Below are 17,192 nucleotides of genomic sequence, written 5' to 3' on the forward strand. Positions count from 1 at the left end.
TTAATATTAAGTTAATTTTCTAAAATGTATTAGAAAAAAACGTAGCTCTTTCCCAATATTCTAAGGCGTGTTTGTGGGATCCAAAATCTCGTTATATCAATGAATCCCGTAGGAAGAAGTAAGGAGCCTAGCTAGAGGTTTCTATCCTGCTTAAAAAGTAGAAATCAGCTATTATAGAACGGTTTATAAACTTATTTATCATAAATTTAGGCTCTCTATTTAGCTTGCATGCGTAGAGCACCATCTAGTCGAATAACTTCGCCATTGATTAATTGATTTTCTATAACATGAATGGCTAAAGCAGCAAATTCTTCTGGCTTACCTAAGCGCTTAGGAAAAGTTACAGTAGCTGCGAGGCTTTCTTGTACCTCTTTAGGCATATTAAGGAGTAGAGGCGTTGCAATTAGTCCAGGAGCAATAGTATTCACTCTTATTAAATGCTGCGCTAATTCTCTTGCAGCAGGCAATGTCATTGCTACAACACCGCCCTTAGAAGCGCTATAAGCCAGCTGCCCAATTTGACCTTCAAACGCCGCTACAGAAGCTGTATTAATAATTACTCCACGCTCTTCTTCAGTAGCTGCATTAATATTTAAACTTACCATAGCCTCAGCCACAATACGCATGACATTAAAAGTACCAATCAGATTAATATCAATAACTTTTTTAAAATCTTGCAGAGGCATTGCGCCTTCTTTCCCTACCATACGTTTTGCAGGTGCAATACCTGCACAATTAATACAAATTCGCGGTATCCCAACCTGCTCTTTGGTTTTAGCCATAGCAGCTACTACAGCGGTATCTGAACTGACATCGCATTCGATAGCAATGATATTTTCACTATTAACGACTGCACTAATATCTTTATCCCAAATGACTACTTGTGCCCCACGAGCTGCAAGCTCGTCAACACATGCCCTACCCATACCTGAAGCACCACCTGTTACAATCGCAATCTGATTATCTAAATTCATTTATTATCTTCCATAAATAGTTATTTTAAATATTTACTGCTTAAAGCTTTAAATAAGGGCGTTCCTGCTTTTTCTACCCATTCAAAAAAAACCATTTCAGCCGTTATAAGTGTTGCGCCATGTTGTTGCATACGCTTAAGAGCATATTTTTTATCAAGTAATTTACGACTACTTACTGCATCAACTACAATAAACACTTCATAGTTTTCAGCCAATAAATCAAGTGCCGTTTGTAACACACAAACATGAGCTTCAATACCAATGAGTACTAACTGTTTTTTATTAAGTGCTTCTAGGGGACGCTTAAAATTAGCTTCCTTGGCGCAAGAAAAATCTACTTTCTCTACTATCTGAGATTGGGAAGTAATATCAAGCAGCGACTTTAGCGTAGGACCTAACCCACGCGGATATTGTTCGCTTATAAGGCAGGGTACAGTTAGCTCATTGGCTAGGCGCAATAGCCATTCACAATGATTTATTAATGATTCTGACTCCGCAATAAGTGGTATGAGCTTTTCTTGCATATCTATTAACAATAAACAAGAATCATTTCTCCTAAGTAACATGCTCCCCTCTCCTTACTATTTAAATCTTTAATTAAAATAAAGATTACTATCAAATAAGTTTTATAACATATTTTTTCATCGCTGAAAGCCTATAAGCTTAGGTCTTACGCAGGTAAAAAACTTATACCTTAAAAATGCATAAATGCTGTGCGGCCTTTAGCTGGTTAAATGCAGTAATTATAATCCAGGCCTTAGACCAAATGGCGCTGCCTCAAGGCTTTTTGACTCACTCTACGTCCCGTGGCTTGTCCGAGGGATTCAGGAATCTCGGCTAAGAATTAGAGCTCTGGATCCCGTGGACAAGCCACGAGACGTAGGCTAGAAAAGTAGCACCATTAAGCCTTAGACCAGACTTCTTTCCAAACTGTCATTGATTGACAATCTCAGTCGGAAAAAGGCTGAAAAAGCGCAGTGTACATGAAGTACATGAGTATTTTGAAGATCTTTTTTCGACCGACCTTGTCAATCATTACTAGTTTGGAAAGAGGTCTACTATAACCTCAGGCTAAGCATTCAAGCTTACAGATTGAAGCAGGCAGAGGTAAGTGTACTTTATTTCCTACGTTCCGCGGTCTACCGCGGAATCCAGAACGAGAGTGAAGTTTGGGTAAACTTTAGTAAAATTGTAGTAATAGTTTTTTAACATTAAAGTTCTTTCTATTGACTTAGTGTTTAGATTTTGTTACATTGCAATAACGTTTTAACGCATTAAAACATTAACATGAAAATACATCATGCCTCTAAAAAAAATGCACATCGTTTATTAATGCAAGCTGTTGCCCTTTTAAATAATATAGAAGAGGCAAGTGCCTTCTTTAATGATTTATGTACTCCTGCCGAGCTTGAAGCCATGGCTGATCGTTTCCAAGTGGTGCCTCTATTACGCCAAGGCCTTTCTTATCGCACTATTCATGAACAAACCGGTGTTAGTGTTACAACAATTACACGTGTAGCACGTAGTTTAATGATGGGGTGTGGCGGGTATTCTTTAATTGCTGAAAGATTAAATCAATCATGACTAGACGTTTACGCTTAGCTTTACAAAAAAAAGGTCGCCTGGCGCAAGAATCACTTAATTTACTTAAGCGCTGCGGTTTACGTTATCGACTTAGAGAAAATGCGCTTTTATGCCATGTTGATAACTTTCCTATTGATTTGCTTTTTGTCCGTGATGACGATATTCCAACCTTAATTTTTGATGGGCTTTGTGATGCAGGTATCGTTGGTGAAAATGTGTTGCTTGAAGCAGCTACTACTACAAACAAGTCTAGTTATAATATTATTCTTTCTCTAGGCATTTGCCGATGTCGTTTAGCCATTGCTATACCCGAATCATTTCACTATCAAAGCCCAGGCAATTTAGATGGCAAGCGCATTGCTACAAGCTACCCTCATTTACTACAACAATATTTACAAGAAAAGCGAATCTGTGCTGATATTTTAACGTTATCAGGCTCAGTAGAAGTAGCGCCGCGAATGGGAATGGCTGATGCTATTTGTGATATTGTTTCTAGTGGTCAAACACTTGAAGATAATAAATTAATTGAGGTAGATACCGTTTTAAATAGTCAAGCAGTCTTTATTCAATCCTCACAGCCTTTTTCAGCTGAAATCAATGAATTATTTGATATGCTAAAACGACGTATTGTAGCTGTACAACAAGCTTGTGAACGTAAATATATTGTTTTTCATGCCCCAAAGTCAGCCTTAGCACGTATTTGCAAAGCTTTGCCCGGTGCGGAATCGCCTACTATTCTGCCCTTATCAGATTATCCTGATAAAGTAGCGGTTCACGTGGTTTCTAGTGAAGGTATATTTTGGAATACTCTAGAAACAATTCAATCATTAGGAGCAAGTTCAATTTTAGTCTTGCCGATTGAAAAAATGCTGGAGTAATTCATGATAAAAATTGTAGATTGGCAACAACTATCTGTAGCAGAACAAGCTAAGTTATTAACGCGGCCTAAAAAAATAACAGATATCGAAAATCAAGTAAGCGCTATTATTGCTGCGGTTCGCAAGCGTGGTGATGAAGCACTTTTAGAATTTACGTCTCAATTTGATAAATGCAATCTAAACACTTTGCAAATTTCAGAAGATAAAATCAATCAAGCTCAAATTGGACAAGAAGCCTTAGAAGCTATACAAACCGCTATAACCAATATTACAACTTATCACCAAAGCTTAGTTCCTGAACCATTAAGTATTACGACCTCTACAGGAATAAATATTCAAAGATTTTATCGACCTATTCAAAAAGTAGGTTTATACATACCAGGCGGTAACAATACTCCACTAATCTCTTCGCTGTTAATGCAGGCTATTCCTGCAAAAATTGCTGGCTGCCCAATAAGAGTTTTATGTACACCGGCTAATAATCAAGGTGAAATAAACCCTCATTTATTAGTTGCTGCTCGATTATGTGGTATTGATACTATTTATCCTCTTGGTGGTGCCCAAGCTATTGCAGCTATGGCCTATGGCACTAAGTCTATTATTAAAGTTGATAAAATTTTTGGGCCTGGAAATAGCTTTGTTACTGAAGCTAAGTCTCAAGTTGCCCTTGATGCAGAAGGAGCTGCCATTGATATGCCTGCTGGCCCTTCTGAAGTTTTAATTACCGCAGACAATAAAGCTAACCCTAATTTTGTTGCTGCTGATTTATTAGCACAAGCTGAACATGGGCAAGACTCGCAAGTGTTATTATTATGTGAGGATAAAGAATTAGCAACTCTTGTTGCACAAGCGGTAATAGAGCAATCTAGTTCATTAAAAAGACAGGCCATTATTAAACAATCCCTAACGCAAAGTGCAATCATAGTTTGTAAGCCAGAAGAGCAAGTTGCTCTGATTAATCAATATGCACCAGAACATTTAATTATCAATCGCCAAGATGCTTTAGATTGGGTAAGTCAAATTACATCTGCAGGTACAATTTTTATCGGTCCTTGGGCTGCTGAAACTCTAGGCGATTATGTAACGGGCAGCAATCATGTCTTACCAACTAATGGTTATGCGCGCAATCATAGTGGACTTAGTACTTTAGATTTTTTAAAGTCTATGACTGTACAAGACGTAAATGCTAATGGACTTAAGAAAATAGGTCAATCTGCCATAACCCTGGCTCAATTAGAAGGCTTGGATGCCCATGCCAATGCGGTCAACATCCGTTTAAAATACTTGGAGAATTAATATGTCAGTAATGGATTTAATACGCCCGGAACTAGCTCAAATGAAAGAATACAGGCCCTCTTCTGATACGCCTATTTATCGCCTACATGCTAATGAATCACCCTGGTCACCGGTAAAGTTAGAAGCAGTTGCTTTAAACCACTATCCAGATATTAATGAACAACTAGCCCTTCAAGAACAACTTGCCGCTTATTATCAAATTAATGAAGACCAGCTTGCCTTAACACGTGGCAGTGATGATGGTATTGATTTTCTTATGCGCCTGTTTTTACGCCCTGGCCAGGACAGTATACTTCAGTGCCCGCCTACTTTTCCTATGTATACTTTTTATGCTGAGCTGCAACATGCCAGTGTTATTAATTGCCCACTTAATATAAAAGATAATTTTTCTCTATCCTTAGATGAGCTTTTTGGAGCCTGGCAACCTAACTGCAAAATTATTATGCTTTGCCAGCCTAATAACCCCACGGGTAATTTGCTTCCTTTAGAGACGATAGCTACTATTTGTAAACAATTTAGTGATAAAGCAATGGTGGTTGTAGATGAGGCTTATATTGAATTTGCAGCCTCGTCTAGTGCTACCACCTTAATTAATGACTATGAAAATTTAATTGTCTTGCGCACGTTATCTAAAGCATTTGGCTTAGCAGGATTACGTTTAGGTAGTGTTATTGCTAATAAAGTTGTCATTCAAGCACTACAGAAAATTACGGCACCTTATCTTCTATCAAGTCCTGTCATTGCGCTAGCGCAACAAGCTTTACAAAAACCTGCTTGGTTAATTGAAAGCATACAGCAAATTCTTACTGAACGGGAACGCGTGAGTAGTTTTTTACAACAGCTTCCTCTAATCGAAATGGTCTATCCTAGTGAAGCAAATTTTATTTTTGTAAAAAGTAAACAAGCAAAAGCATTAATAGATTGGTTTAACCAACATAAACTTGCTATACGCCATTTTTTAAATACGCCTTTGGCAGATTTTTTACGAATTAGTATCGGCGATAAAGCCCATAACCAGATACTTATGAAGTTACTACAAGAATTTAGTCAAGAAAATTTAATTGTCTTAACCTGAGTTTTATAATGCAAAAAATAGTATTTATTGACCGCGATGGTACCTTAATTGAAGAACCTTACGACTTTCAAGTGGATTCTTTAGATAAAATCCGACTATGCCAAGATGTTATTTCTTCTTTATTGGCTCTAAAGCATGCAGGCTATCGTTTGATAATGGTAAGTAATCAAGATGGTTTAGGTACTTTAAGTTTTCCTAAAGAGCAATTTAACCGTTGTCATGATTTTATTATCCACTTATTTGCCTCTCAAGGTATCCATTTCAGTGATATTTTTATTTGTCCTCATAGAGAGCTTGATGAATGTAGTTGTCGTAAACCTAAAATTGGTTTATTAACTGAGTTTCTGCAAACAACTACTTTTAATCGTACTAATTCTTGGATGATTGGTGATCGCACTACTGACAAACAATTTGCTGATAATTTAAAAGTTAATTTTTTACCAGTATCAAGCACGCATGGTTGGAAAGACATTACCGCAACGATTTTAAGTACTAAGCGGCAAGCAACTATTGAGCGCAAAACAAACGAAACAGCTATAACGCTTACATTAATTTTGGATTCAAACAAACCAAATAATATTGAAACACCTATTGGTTTTTTTAGTCATATGTTAGAACAAATTGCTAAACATGCGGGATTATCTTTAACCCTACAAGCAAGTGGTGATGTGGAAGTTGATGATCATCACTTAATTGAAGATACAGCGATTGCGTTTGGCGAAGCATTAAGAACTGCTTTAGGTGATAAATGGGGTATCGGTCGCTATGGATTTATGTTGCCAATGGATGAAGCATTGGCTGAAGTTGCTATTGATTTAAGTGGTCGTCGATTCTGTAAGTTTGAAGGTCAATTTACTCGCGAGTTTGTTGGCGGTTTGGCTACAGAAATGGTGCCCCATTTTTTTAATTCATTAGCTGATAGCCTTGGTGCAAGTATACATATCTCTGTTAAAGGTGAAAATCATCATCATATGATTGAAGCATGCTTTAAAGGATTTGGGCGCGCTTTAAAGCAGGCCATTTTACAAATCGATAGCAGCTTACCTTCAACCAAGGGGGTTTTATGATTGCTGTTATTGATGTTAGTGGAAATAACTTGACCTCGCTAGGTAATGCTTTAAAGCAATTAGGCTATAACTATCAATTAACTCATAATGCAAAAATCATTAAGTCAGCAAGTCATGTCATTATACCCGGGGTTGGTGCTGCAAAAGCGGGTATGCAAGCTTTACATGATTACAATCTAGCTGCCGTTATTAAGGCACTTAAGCAGCCTGTCTTAGGCATTTGTTTAGGCATGCAGCTCTTACTTGATTACAGTGAAGAAGGTAATGTTGAATGTCTAGGATTGATTCCCGGTATTGCTAAGCGCCTACCACAACAGCTCGGCTATCCTGTACCTCATATGGGTTGGAATACCTTAGAGTGGGTAAATAATTCTCCACTTAAAGTAGAATTAAAGGACAATGATTACGTATATTTCGTGCACAGTTTTGCCTTATTAGATTCCACTGATACCGTGGCTTATTGCCAATACAATCTAAAATTTAGTGCCATTGTCAAGCGCGCTAATTTTTATGGTATGCAATTTCATCCTGAAAAATCCTCCACAGTGGGATTGTGCTTACTAAGAAATTTTTTATCAATGCAATTTGATGCTGCTAATGTTGGAGTTTTAAATGAAACTTATTCCTGCGATTGATTTACAACAAGGGCAATGTGTTCGTCTACGTCAAGGCAAATTTAATCAAACAACTATTTATCCTCATAATCCGCTAACTTTGGCAGAAAGTTATGTTAAACGTGGCGCAAAACACTTACATATTGTTGATTTAGATGGTGCAAAAGCAGGAAGCTTACAACAATTACCATTAATTCGCTCATTACGTTTAGCAGAATGTAGCCTACAAGTAGGTGGTGGTATCCGTGACTTAACTACAGCAAAAAAATGCGTTGAGGCAGGTATTGAGCAACTAGTATTAGGTAGTATTGCTGTTACTGATTTAGAAACTACAGAGAAGATTATTCAGCTAGTCGGTGCCACTAATATTGTTTTAGCTTTAGATGTCGTCATTGAAAATGAAATACCAAGACCCGCTATTCATGGTTGGCAGACTTTAACAGATGCTAATTTATGGGATATTGTGAGTCAATATCAACAATGGAATATTAAAAACATCTTATGCACTGATATCAGTCGCGATGGCATGTTGCAAGGGCCTAATTTTGATCTCTATCAACAAGCAGTTTTTAGGTTTCCTAATCTTGATTGGCAAGCTTCTGGCGGTATACGTGATCTAGACGATTTAACTACATTAGCTAGCTTAGGAGTAAGTGCTGCAATTCTAGGTCGAATGCTTTATCAAAATAATTCAACCTTATCATTTGAGGATATTGTATGTTAGCGAGACGAATTATTCCTTGCCTTGATGTGCGTGATAATCTTGTTGTTAAGGGAGTAAAATTTGCCAATCATAGAATTATTGGCGATATTCTAACGTTAGCTAAACGTTATTCTGATGAAGGTGCGGATGAATTAGTTTTCTATGATATCACTGCAAGCTCAAGTCATCAGCCAGTCTGCCCAAGCTGGGTTAATCGAGTGGCAGCAACAATTAATATTCCCTTTACAGTGGCCGGTGGTATTCGTAGCGTTAATCAAGCTAAATCTATTTTAAATGCTGGTGCTGATAAAATTTCAATTAATAGCCCAGCGCTAGAAAATCCTAATCTCATTAATGAATTAAGTCAGGCCTTTGGCAGTCAATGTGTTGTTGTTGGGATTGATAGTCAATGGATTGAAGATGACTTTTATGTTTTTCAGTATACCGGCAGCGTAGAAACCATGCGTAATGCCGCGCGTAAAACCCTTGAATGGGCTAGAGAAGTGCAAGATAGAGGAGCTGGCGAAATTGTTTTAAATTGTATGCAATCAGATGGTATAAAACGCGGTTATGATATTGCCCAATTACAACAACTACGTGCCCAAACTTCTGTACCTCTAATTGCTTCAGGAGGCGCTGGCAGTCAAGAAGATTTTATCGAAGTTTTTAAACAGGCAAAAGTGGATGGTGCTTTAGCTGCAAGTGTTTTTCACGATCAAGTATTAACTATTTCTACTTTAAAAGCCTATTTATCTCTGCATCAAATTGAGGTAAGACAATGATTTCTATTGATATGACTAAACTGGCTTGGGAAAAAATGGACGGTTTGCTGCCAGCCATTATTCAGCATGCTGAAAGCGGAGACGTATTAATGTTAGGCTATATGAATCAAGAAGCCCTAACCATCACTGTAGAAAGTCATGAACTTACCTTTTTTAGTCGTAGCCGCCAAGAATTATGGCGCAAAGGTGCAACTTCAGGCCATACTATGGCGGTTCAAGCTATAAGTACAGATTGTGATGGTGACAGCTTACTTATTCAAGTACTACCGCAAGGGCCTGCTTGTCATTTAGGTTTTAAAACATGTTTTCAACCATTTATTACTACTAAACTTAGTTTCTTAAACTATCTTATTGACCTTATTAATGAGCGAGCAACTAGTCAGACTCCCAATAGCTATACAACTCAATTATTACAGGCTGGCATAGCACGTTGTGCCCAAAAAGTAGGAGAAGAAGCGACTGAAGTAGTCATTGCAGCGATGAAAAATGATAAGGAGGAATTAGTCAATGAAGTCGCTGATCTCATTTATCATCTTTTAGTGCTTTTGAAAGCATGTGAAATAGATTTTTATCAAGTCGTTGATTGTTTAATAAGGCGGCATAATAAGTAAGAACCCACTTAATAACTTAAACCTAAGCTTAATGTAGCTTAAGTCTTGTCCTAACGATAGCCATACGAATGTTAGGCCAAAGTCCAACTTTAAATTACCGGCACTTTTTAAGTTCACTGGACATCTCTACGTAGGCGCATAATTGTTCGGTTATAGTTCCCTTCTCCCCGAGGGGAGAAGGGAAAGAATCTTATGCGCAGACAGGAAGCTAGTTCTAAGTGGGCACAGTATAAGCATTAAACTAGATTTCCGCCTACGCAAAAATGAGATAAAACGTGATTAGGGTTTTGGTGGTTTACCAAAATTTTCAGTAGTAATACGCTCTGATTCTTTATCATTATGTACTTGAGGATCACCTGTTAAATTAGCAATTTTCCGCTTTATCTCCGGTGGAACATTTTTCTCAAAGTGTAATTAATAGACCCTATTTGTTTTTATTTATAACAAATATCCTGTAAAATTATTACACGATAGCTACCAAGACAGCAGTTAAATAATTTCCTTCGGGAAAAGATGGCAAAGTAGGATGACAGCTTGCAGGCCCAAAGGTTCCTAATATTCGCAATTGCCTGTTCACCGCCAAAGCCTGCGCCTGTACAAGGTTTATAAATTCCTGGGTTGAAAGTGCCGCAGAACAATTACAAGTCATCAGTAAAGCGCCTGATTGCATGGCTTTAAATACTTCACGATGCAAAAAGCGGTAATAATTCTTTGCTTTTTGTAAATGCTTTTGTGAAGGAACTAATTTAGGTGGGTCAAGAACAATTAAATCATAATCCTTTGCATGACTTAAATAATCTCTTGCATCCCCTTCAATAAATTCAATATTGTTAAGCTTATTTTTGCTAGCATTTAGTTTTGCTTGCTCAATTGCTGCTGCAGAGCTATCAACAGCTACAATTTTTGTAGCACCTGCATGAGCTGCATGGAGAGCAAATCCACCAGTATAAGTGTATAAATCTAAAACTCGCTTAGCATGAGCCAATTGTGCAATTCGTTGATGATTCTCGCGTTGATCAAGAAAAAGACCTGTTTTTTGCGCTTGAGCAAAATTGACATGATAAATTATACCTGCTTCAAGAACATCAATAGCTAAATCTAATTTAAAATCATCTTCACTAACTTCCCAACCATCTTGCTTTAAAGGCTTAGGCTGTGCAAACCAGATTAATTGTTCACAATCTATAATTTTTTGAATAATAGCGCTAATTTCAGTTTTATGTGCCTCCACCCAGAAGGCTGAACTCGCGACTACTACTATTTTATTGAAGTAATCAATGGTTAAACCTGATAAACCATCGGCTTCACTATTAAATAACCTAAAGGCATTAGTTAATTCATTAGGTAAGTTAAGTGCTTTTCTAACAGCAATAGCTTGTGCTAGGCGTAGTTGTATTATATGAGTTAAGTCCACAAGCGTTGGAAGCTCCCAAGCTTGAGCTAATACACGTACTCGATATAGAGAGTATTCATTGTAAGCACCTACTCCTAGCAACTCATCATTTGAATCTAAAATATCGATTAATTGGCCAGTCTTAAGTTTACCTTTAGTTTTGCTAATAGCTTTGGGGAAAATCCAGGGATGGCCGCGTTGTATAGTATGCTGTTTTTCTGAATTAAGATAAACTGCAGGTCTCATAAGTATTTCACAAATATTAAAAGTCGGCTAATCTACACTATAGTCTTGTAGATTGAAATGGTTATTAAAAACACCAACGGATTTAAACGCCACTAGTTTGTAGATAAGGATAGCTATGCAACGGTTAACAGCCAAATCATTTGTATTTTTTTTAAATTTTTTAATTTTTAATAGCGCATTTGCAAGTCCCTGGTATACAGGCCCACTGCTTGCTCCAGCAGGACATACAATACCTAAAGGGCATACAAACCTTGAGCCTTATGCTTTTTTTACTGACAATGATGGCGTATACACTCGTCATTGGCGGCTAACGCATATACCTCATAGTGAAAGTATTGTTGGCCTTCCTGTTATTACTCAAGGTATTGCTGATAAATTTGATATTCAATATACCCTTCCCTATACCTACAATGAACAACAAGGGCGGCATTATGACCACATTAGTGATATCAGTATGATCTTAGGTTATCAAGCGCTTGAACAAGGTAAAACTAAGTGGCGACCTGATTTACGAGTTACCGTACAAGAAATATTTCCTAGTGGCAAATTTGAGGACTTAAAACCTTTTTATAAAGGTACTGACGCCTCGGGGCTTGGTAGTTATCAAACTGGGTTTAATTTAAACTTTCAACATCTTTTACAGTTAACAGAATTAAATTATCTGCGTACGCGTTTAAGTATTGGCTTTCTTACAGGCACAGATGTCAGGATACATGGCATTACAAGTTATGGTGGGGTGGCAAATACTGATGGTAAAATTAATCCAGGCAATTTATTTAATGTTGACTTAGCATGGGAGTTAAATCTTACCCAAAATTGGGTTGCTGTAATGGAAGGTTATTATGCTAGTCGCGATGGCACACGTTTTCGTGGATTTTCAGGCTCAAACTCTAATGGAACAGCTGTTAATCTTGGTCATCAAAATTTAGCAGAAATATCTTTGGCACCTGCTATCGAATATAATTTTAATCAGAATGTAGGTATTATTGGTGGTTATTGGTTTTCTATCACAGGCAAGGATGCCACTGATTTTAAATCAGTAGTTGTTGCACTCAATATCTATATTTAACGTTTAGGTCGATAAACACATAAGTTAAATAAAAATCCAATTGCTAGCTTCATAGCTAGCCCTATAGCTTATCAAAATTAATCATGTTAGCATGCCAACTTTTGTTGGAATATCATATGTGGTTTAACAATGCGCTTATCTACCATTATGACCTTAGTGAAGAAGTGGATTTCGCAGCCCTACTGGCTGAAGAACAATTAAAACCTTGTCCTCCCCATGCTCGCTTTATTTATGGCTGGCTCTCCGTTTCTGCAGATGAACTTACTCAAGAAGTAGCAGGCACTACTTTACTTTGCCTAGGTAAAACAGAACGAATTTTACCACGTGGTGTAATCAATCAAGTAGTAGCTGAACGTATTGGTCAATTAGAAACTCAAAATGGGCGAAAAATTAAGCGTTCTGAAAAAGCACAATTGGCCGAAGAAGTTGAATTTGAATTATTACCAAAATCTTTCTGTATTCAAAAGCGCTTATTAGCTTTGCTAGACACCAATTGTAAACGTTTAATTATTAACACAGCTAGTGAAAATCAAGCTTCTCAGTTAACTTCTCTCTTACGTAAAACACTACCAAAATTGCAACTTGAACCGCTTACTCATCCAGATAATTTAGCAAGCCGCTTTGCTGAATGGATTGCTAAGCCTCAAACCTTACCCTCTCCTTTTCAATTAGCCTCAGATTGCTTGTTATTTGCGTTAGATGATGAGAAAAAACGAATTAATTGCAAAGGTTATGAGTTGCCTGCAGAAGAAATTGTAACGTTAATAGCACAAGGGCTTGCAGCAGCCGAAGTATCATTGATTTGGAATGAACGTATTCAATTTACTTTAACGCATGATTTAACATTTAAGCGGCTAAAAAGTTTAGATTACCTTATTGATGAATTTAATGATATTAATCAATTAGAAGAAGATTATTTAAAACATGATGCAGCATTAACATTACTTAGTGGCGAATTACGCCAATTAGTTGATGATTTAATGAAGGCTTTAAATGATAAATCTACTTTTTCTTTAGTTAAAAGTACTAAACTTGCGACTGAAGTTAGTGAAATAGATTAATTTTTGTAAAATAAGCTTAATCTAAATACCATAAATTTTAATGAAATTAAAATATTAGCAAAATGAATCAAGCCAATTATTTTGAAAATCCTTTTAAAGGAATACCATTATCAGAGCAGGTAACTAATCCTAACATTATAGTAGGTCGTCATAGTTATTATTCAGGTTATTACCATGGCCATTCTTTTGATGATTGTGCGAGGTATTTATTACCTGATAGAGATGATGTAGATAAATTAATTATCGGTAACTTTTGCTCTATTGGAACAGGAGTTGCTTTCATTATGGCTGGCAATCAAGGTCACAGAATGGATTGGATAAGCTCCTTTCCTTTCTATTACACCAATGATGAATATACTAAAGAAGCATTAGATGGCTTCATAGGAGCTGGCAATACTGAAATAGGTCATGATGTATGGATTGGTGGCGAAGCTATTATCATGCCTGGTGTTAAAATTGGCCATGGCGCGGTCATCGGAACCCGCGCTATTGTTACGAAAGATGTTGAGCCTTATACCATTGTCGTTGGTAACCCTGCTAAGCCAATTCGTAAACGATTTACTCAAGAGCAAATAGACATACTATTAAAAATTCAATGGTGGAATTGGCCGGATAATTTATTAGCACAAGCAATGGAACGGTTATGCTCTGCAGATATCGAAAGCTTAAAGCAATTTTGGCAACAGCATTGTGAAAATTAATAAACTTACTAACTTAGTATTTAAATTTCTAAATTTTTTAAAAACTAAGAATTTCTAAATTTAGTTCATTTAAAAATTGTTTTAAGGTACTAGGTTTACAATTAGCTCATTTTACTAATTTAATGTCACAGTCAGCCAATTCTAAGGACGTACAGGATAAAAATGTTTAAAGCGTTGCAAGGTGTGCATCAAGGAATGACCTTATTGTATTGTATTCAGGCTCTTTCAACTTTCTCTTATGCAGTTCTTTACTCGTCTCTTTCCCTTTACATTACTAAACAGCTTGGTTTTAGTGATTTAATTTGTAATAGCATCGTTGGTTTATTTTTAGGTTTTAATTACATCTTACATTTATTAGGGGGATTTATAGGCGGTCGTTATTTAAGTAACCGCTGCTTATTTTTAATAACAACTGTTATACAAACCATTGGTATTAGTTTTTTAGCTAGTGCAAATCAAGCTTACTTTTTTATAGGCTTAAGTTTATTTCTCATTGGCTGCGGACTCAATAGCACTTGTTATAATAATATCTTAACTGAACGATTTCAGGGTGAAGATAATCAAAGAGATAAAGCTTTTTTCTTAAGTTACGCTGCAATGAATATAGGTTTTTTTGCCGGCTATATTATCAGTGGTTTTTATGACTATTCTAATCAATATCAGCAATTATTTTATATTGCAATTACTACTAATGTTTTAACTCTAATCTTTATAGGTTTTTCTTGGGCACAAATTGCTGATAAAAATACCCTTTTATCTGCACAAAAAGATCCTCTACAAAGATATTTAAAAAATAGCTTAGGGATGGTAATAACTTTGACTTTACTCCCATTTCTAATTACATGCTTTAACTCATCAGACTTTAGTAATAGTTTAGTAGTAGTGATAAGTATCATTATGCTTATTATTATTTTAATACTCGGGCAACAACAAAAAATTAAGGAGAATAAACAAAAAATTCATGCTTATTTAATTCTTACTGTTTCATCAATCTTATTTTGGATGATTTATTATACCGGCCCTATGGGTGTAACATTATTTATCAAAAACAATGTTAACCGACACTTATTTGGCTATGAATTAGCGACCCAATGGATTTTAAATATTAATGCTATTGTTATTATAATAGGCGCTCCACTAATGTCATCGTTACTTATGAAGTTGCGCTCAGCTAAATTTACTGTATCTGTTACAAATCAATTTATTTGGTCATTTATTATTTTATCATTTTCATTTTTTGCTCTTGCATTTAGTATAAAATACGCCAATAACCAAGGTTACGCTGATATTAATTGGATAATATTACACTACATTACACAAGCTCTATCAGAGTTGCTTATTGGACCTATAGGTTACGCTATGATTGGGAAAATTGTTCCCATTAAATTACAAGGTTTACTTATGGGTACATGGATGATGGTCTCAGGTGTAGCTTCATCATTATCACATTATTTTTCTAATCTCATGGTAAAAACTTCATCTATTGATCCACTTGTCACGAATTCGGATTATTTCTCTGTCTTTAATCAGTTAGGATCATGGGCATTATTAGGTGCTGTTTGTCTTTATTTTATATCTAGAAAAATTAAAAAATTTCTTGATAAACCTAATAAAAATGTTGAGTTTAAAGCTATTGCTTTAACTTAAACCTTAAATATTTTCACTTTAAGCTTGAACCTACCTAAAGTAGTAAAAATATATTTAATTAAAATTATTCTTTATTAAATTAATAACTTAAAATCCTACTTATTATCTATTCCGGTAATCATTAATTTTAAAAACTCTTCACATAAATTAAATCTTTGCAGTTTATTATTAATATGTTCTTAAATAACTCAGCTTTACAATTTGCATTAACATTTTCGAAGTAAAAATACTAATTTTTTATTCCTTTTGGATATGGTCCAATATATAGCGTCATCACTAAATTTTAAGCAAGACTCATATGAATCAGAATAATAAATATAGCTTATCGAATATCAATTGTTCTATTAATAAACTTAAAAGAAAATCAAAAAAATTTACTAAAGATCCACTACCTAATTTTTTAATTTGGTTAAAAGAACAGATAAATTCTGAAGATAAACGATTTAGCTTACATAATCAAAAACTTATACTTTATAAATTATCCGAATGTAATTTCGAACTTATTTTTATTTTACCTGAAGTACTTGAAATATATTACCAACTAACAGGTGTTGCTGTAGAAATAATGAAAACCGAACTTAAAAAAGCGTTAAAAATCACCCATGCTTATACGATTCTTAAAGAAGGAAAAATTATTGAAGTATTTCCTTGTAAAAAATACTTTTAATATAAAGAGTTCTTCTTGGTTTATCTCACATTATTAGTAAAATGCTTTAAAATAACCCTACTTAGTTCTAATTAAACTTTATACATTCAAAACTTAAAGCAATTTTGGCAACAGCATTGTGAAAGCAGAACGGTTTAATCTTTGTAAGCTTTTAATTTAATATTTGAATGAAATTTTTAATCTACAGTATTGATGATTAACTTAGAGATTTAATTATTACAAAATTAATAGATTTACTTAAAAGCAGTAAACTTAAATACTGCTTTTTTTATAAACTAAATTCTTTTTAGGTTAAGAATCAACAAAATTAACAACTTCAAACTAAGGAATACTAAACCATTTGTAGCTGTTTCTTATCTAGATAAGCTACAATGTTTTCGCGCAGGTGAAACTCATGATAAGTGAAATTATACTTATTAGAAAAAAAACCACTAACATAGAGCAAACGATTTACATTATCACGCCCTATATTATAAGCGACTAGATTATTTGTTATTTTTGTATCAAGATCACGAGAATATATTAAGTAATTATCAAAACTATCACACTTCTCTAAGAAGGAAACAATTTTTCTATGTCCAGTATTGCCAGAATTACTAGCAATCCTTTTCATTTCTTGAAAATGATAATTTTTAACTAAAAAATCCTGTACCTCATTTTTCGCCTGCATAAGTTTTTTCCTTAAAATAAGTCATTAATATTAAATGAAAAATTAACAAACTTAATTTAGAGGTAAATGCTTGAGATTGCAATAATGGCTATTCATGAGTTATTTACTTAATTAAAATGTTTCTACTATAGGGTTATAGGGTCTAAGAATTCTA

At 35.2% G+C, this 17,192-nt stretch carries 18 protein-coding genes; 14 read left to right on the forward strand and 4 right to left on the reverse strand.

Translation table 11 applies throughout. The features are described 5' to 3' along the window. Positions 1–215 precede the first annotated feature (215 nt). On the reverse strand, positions 216–974 hold the full coding sequence (locus ACNVED_RS09650) for an SDR family NAD(P)-dependent oxidoreductase (RefSeq protein ID WP_419418814.1): 759 nt from the start codon (positions 972–974) through the stop codon (positions 216–218). A gap of 20 nt (positions 975–994) precedes the next feature. Beyond that, positions 995–1,540: a hydrolase gene (locus ACNVED_RS09655; protein ID WP_419418815.1), complete on the reverse strand. Its 546-nt coding sequence runs from the start codon at positions 1,538–1,540 to the stop codon at positions 995–997. Positions 1,541–2,261: 721 nt separating this feature from the next. Between ACNVED_RS09655 and ACNVED_RS09660 the strand changes: the two genes are divergently transcribed. From ACNVED_RS09660 to hisIE, 9 genes are read left to right on the forward strand one after another with little or no spacing between them, the layout of a single operon-like run. Beyond that, complete coding sequence (locus ACNVED_RS09660; RefSeq protein ID WP_419418816.1) at positions 2,262–2,558, forward strand: YerC/YecD family TrpR-related protein; 297 nt, start codon at positions 2,262–2,264, stop codon at positions 2,556–2,558. After that, a complete protein-coding gene (gene hisG / locus ACNVED_RS09665) occupies positions 2,555–3,436 on the forward strand; it encodes an ATP phosphoribosyltransferase (protein WP_419418817.1) in 882 nt (293 codons plus the stop codon). The genes ACNVED_RS09660 and hisG overlap by 4 nt, the downstream gene beginning before the upstream one ends. Before the next feature lie 3 nt (positions 3,437–3,439). Beyond that, on the forward strand, positions 3,440–4,732 hold the full coding sequence (hisD, locus tag ACNVED_RS09670; RefSeq protein ID WP_419418818.1) for a histidinol dehydrogenase: 1,293 nt from the start codon (positions 3,440–3,442) through the stop codon (positions 4,730–4,732). A gap of 1 nt (position 4,733) precedes the next feature. Beyond that, positions 4,734–5,807: a histidinol-phosphate transaminase gene (hisC, locus tag ACNVED_RS09675; RefSeq protein ID WP_419418819.1), complete on the forward strand. Its 1,074-nt coding sequence runs from the start codon at positions 4,734–4,736 to the stop codon at positions 5,805–5,807. A gap of 8 nt (positions 5,808–5,815) precedes the next feature. Next, the gene (hisB, locus tag ACNVED_RS09680) at positions 5,816–6,874 is read left to right on the forward strand and encodes a bifunctional histidinol-phosphatase/imidazoleglycerol-phosphate dehydratase HisB (protein WP_419418820.1); all 1,059 of its coding nucleotides are present in this window, start codon (positions 5,816–5,818) and stop codon (positions 6,872–6,874) included. Next, entirely contained in the window at positions 6,871–7,509 is a 639-nt protein-coding gene (hisH, locus tag ACNVED_RS09685; RefSeq protein ID WP_419418821.1) for an imidazole glycerol phosphate synthase subunit HisH, read from the forward strand. The genes hisB and hisH overlap by 4 nt, the downstream gene beginning before the upstream one ends. After that, positions 7,487–8,212 (forward strand): HisA/HisF-related TIM barrel protein, encoded by a 726-nt coding sequence (locus tag ACNVED_RS09690; protein ID WP_419418822.1) that lies wholly within the window; start codon positions 7,487–7,489, stop codon positions 8,210–8,212. The genes hisH and ACNVED_RS09690 overlap by 23 nt, the downstream gene beginning before the upstream one ends. Further along, entirely contained in the window at positions 8,206–8,973 is a 768-nt protein-coding gene (gene hisF, locus ACNVED_RS09695) for an imidazole glycerol phosphate synthase subunit HisF (protein ID WP_419418823.1), read from the forward strand. Before ACNVED_RS09690 ends, hisF begins: the two co-directional genes overlap by 7 nt. Next, positions 8,970–9,584 carry a bifunctional phosphoribosyl-AMP cyclohydrolase/phosphoribosyl-ATP diphosphatase HisIE gene (gene hisIE, locus ACNVED_RS09700; protein WP_419418824.1) on the forward strand — a complete coding sequence of 205 codons (615 nt, stop codon included), beginning with the start codon at positions 8,970–8,972 and terminating at the stop codon, positions 9,582–9,584. Before hisF ends, hisIE begins: the two co-directional genes overlap by 4 nt. Before the next feature lie 463 nt (positions 9,585–10,047). Here hisIE and ACNVED_RS09705 read toward each other — a convergent pair whose 3' ends face one another. Next, complete coding sequence (locus ACNVED_RS09705) at positions 10,048–11,223, reverse strand: class I SAM-dependent rRNA methyltransferase (protein WP_419418825.1); 1,176 nt, start codon at positions 11,221–11,223, stop codon at positions 10,048–10,050. A gap of 115 nt (positions 11,224–11,338) precedes the next feature. On the opposite strand from ACNVED_RS09705, the gene ACNVED_RS09710 reads away from it, so the two are divergent. The 5 genes from ACNVED_RS09710 to ACNVED_RS09730 all read left to right on the forward strand — a co-directional run bounded on the left by ACNVED_RS09710 (position 11,339) and on the right by ACNVED_RS09730 (position 16,368). Then, complete coding sequence (locus ACNVED_RS09710) at positions 11,339–12,292, forward strand: hypothetical protein (protein ID WP_419418826.1); 954 nt, start codon at positions 11,339–11,341, stop codon at positions 12,290–12,292. A gap of 116 nt (positions 12,293–12,408) precedes the next feature. Further along, positions 12,409–13,353, forward strand: a complete 945-nt coding sequence (locus ACNVED_RS09715; protein ID WP_419418827.1) for a recombination-associated protein RdgC — start codon at positions 12,409–12,411, stop codon at positions 13,351–13,353. Between the two features lie 62 nt (positions 13,354–13,415). Continuing rightward, the gene (gene catB, locus ACNVED_RS09720; protein WP_419418828.1) at positions 13,416–14,054 is read left to right on the forward strand and encodes a type B chloramphenicol O-acetyltransferase; all 639 of its coding nucleotides are present in this window, start codon (positions 13,416–13,418) and stop codon (positions 14,052–14,054) included. A gap of 162 nt (positions 14,055–14,216) precedes the next feature. Beyond that, positions 14,217–15,701 carry a peptide MFS transporter gene (locus ACNVED_RS09725; protein ID WP_419418829.1) on the forward strand — a complete coding sequence of 495 codons (1,485 nt, stop codon included), beginning with the start codon at positions 14,217–14,219 and terminating at the stop codon, positions 15,699–15,701. Between the two features lie 298 nt (positions 15,702–15,999). Next, on the forward strand, positions 16,000–16,368 hold the full coding sequence (locus ACNVED_RS09730) for a hypothetical protein (protein WP_419418830.1): 369 nt from the start codon (positions 16,000–16,002) through the stop codon (positions 16,366–16,368). A 331-nt stretch (positions 16,369–16,699) separates the two neighbouring features. Here the strand turns inward: ACNVED_RS09730 and ACNVED_RS09735 are convergent, their stop codons facing one another. Further along, positions 16,700–17,038: a hypothetical protein gene (locus ACNVED_RS09735; RefSeq protein ID WP_419418831.1), complete on the reverse strand. Its 339-nt coding sequence runs from the start codon at positions 17,036–17,038 to the stop codon at positions 16,700–16,702. Between the last annotated feature and the right edge of the window lie 154 nt (positions 17,039–17,192).

The sequence above is a fragment of the Legionella sp. D16C41 genome, assembly GCF_048541585.1.
Taxonomy (GTDB): Bacteria; Pseudomonadota; Gammaproteobacteria; order Legionellales; family Legionellaceae; genus Legionella_C.

Excerpts from the sequence above, each read along its gene's own strand:
- hisH (WP_419418821.1), top strand. The coding sequence starts at position 6,871 with ATGATTGCTGTTATTGATGTTAGTGGAAATAACTTGACCTCGCTAGGT.
- hisC (WP_419418819.1), top strand. The coding sequence starts at position 4,734 with ATGTCAGTAATGGATTTAATACGCCCGGAACTAGCTCAAATGAAAGAA.
- ACNVED_RS09650 (WP_419418814.1), bottom strand. The coding sequence starts at position 974 with ATGAATTTAGATAATCAGATTGCGATTGTAACAGGTGGTGCTTCAGGT.
- ACNVED_RS09730 (WP_419418830.1), top strand. The coding sequence starts at position 16,000 with ATGAATCAGAATAATAAATATAGCTTATCGAATATCAATTGTTCTATT.
- catB (WP_419418828.1), top strand. The coding sequence starts at position 13,416 with ATGAATCAAGCCAATTATTTTGAAAATCCTTTTAAAGGAATACCATTA.
- hisIE (WP_419418824.1), top strand. The coding sequence starts at position 8,970 with ATGATTTCTATTGATATGACTAAACTGGCTTGGGAAAAAATGGACGGT.
- hisB (WP_419418820.1), top strand. The coding sequence starts at position 5,816 with ATGCAAAAAATAGTATTTATTGACCGCGATGGTACCTTAATTGAAGAA.
- ACNVED_RS09660 (WP_419418816.1), top strand. The coding sequence starts at position 2,262 with ATGAAAATACATCATGCCTCTAAAAAAAATGCACATCGTTTATTAATG.
- ACNVED_RS09705 (WP_419418825.1), bottom strand. The coding sequence starts at position 11,223 with ATGAGACCTGCAGTTTATCTTAATTCAGAAAAACAGCATACTATACAA.
- ACNVED_RS09690 (WP_419418822.1), top strand. The coding sequence starts at position 7,487 with ATGAAACTTATTCCTGCGATTGATTTACAACAAGGGCAATGTGTTCGT.
- hisD (WP_419418818.1), top strand. The coding sequence starts at position 3,440 with ATGATAAAAATTGTAGATTGGCAACAACTATCTGTAGCAGAACAAGCT.
- hisF (WP_419418823.1), top strand. The coding sequence starts at position 8,206 with ATGTTAGCGAGACGAATTATTCCTTGCCTTGATGTGCGTGATAATCTT.
- ACNVED_RS09725 (WP_419418829.1), top strand. The coding sequence starts at position 14,217 with ATGTTTAAAGCGTTGCAAGGTGTGCATCAAGGAATGACCTTATTGTAT.
- ACNVED_RS09710 (WP_419418826.1), top strand. The coding sequence starts at position 11,339 with ATGCAACGGTTAACAGCCAAATCATTTGTATTTTTTTTAAATTTTTTA.
- ACNVED_RS09655 (WP_419418815.1), bottom strand. The coding sequence starts at position 1,540 with ATGTTACTTAGGAGAAATGATTCTTGTTTATTGTTAATAGATATGCAA.
- ACNVED_RS09735 (WP_419418831.1), bottom strand. The coding sequence starts at position 17,038 with ATGCAGGCGAAAAATGAGGTACAGGATTTTTTAGTTAAAAATTATCAT.
- ACNVED_RS09715 (WP_419418827.1), top strand. The coding sequence starts at position 12,409 with ATGTGGTTTAACAATGCGCTTATCTACCATTATGACCTTAGTGAAGAA.
- hisG (WP_419418817.1), top strand. The coding sequence starts at position 2,555 with ATGACTAGACGTTTACGCTTAGCTTTACAAAAAAAAGGTCGCCTGGCG.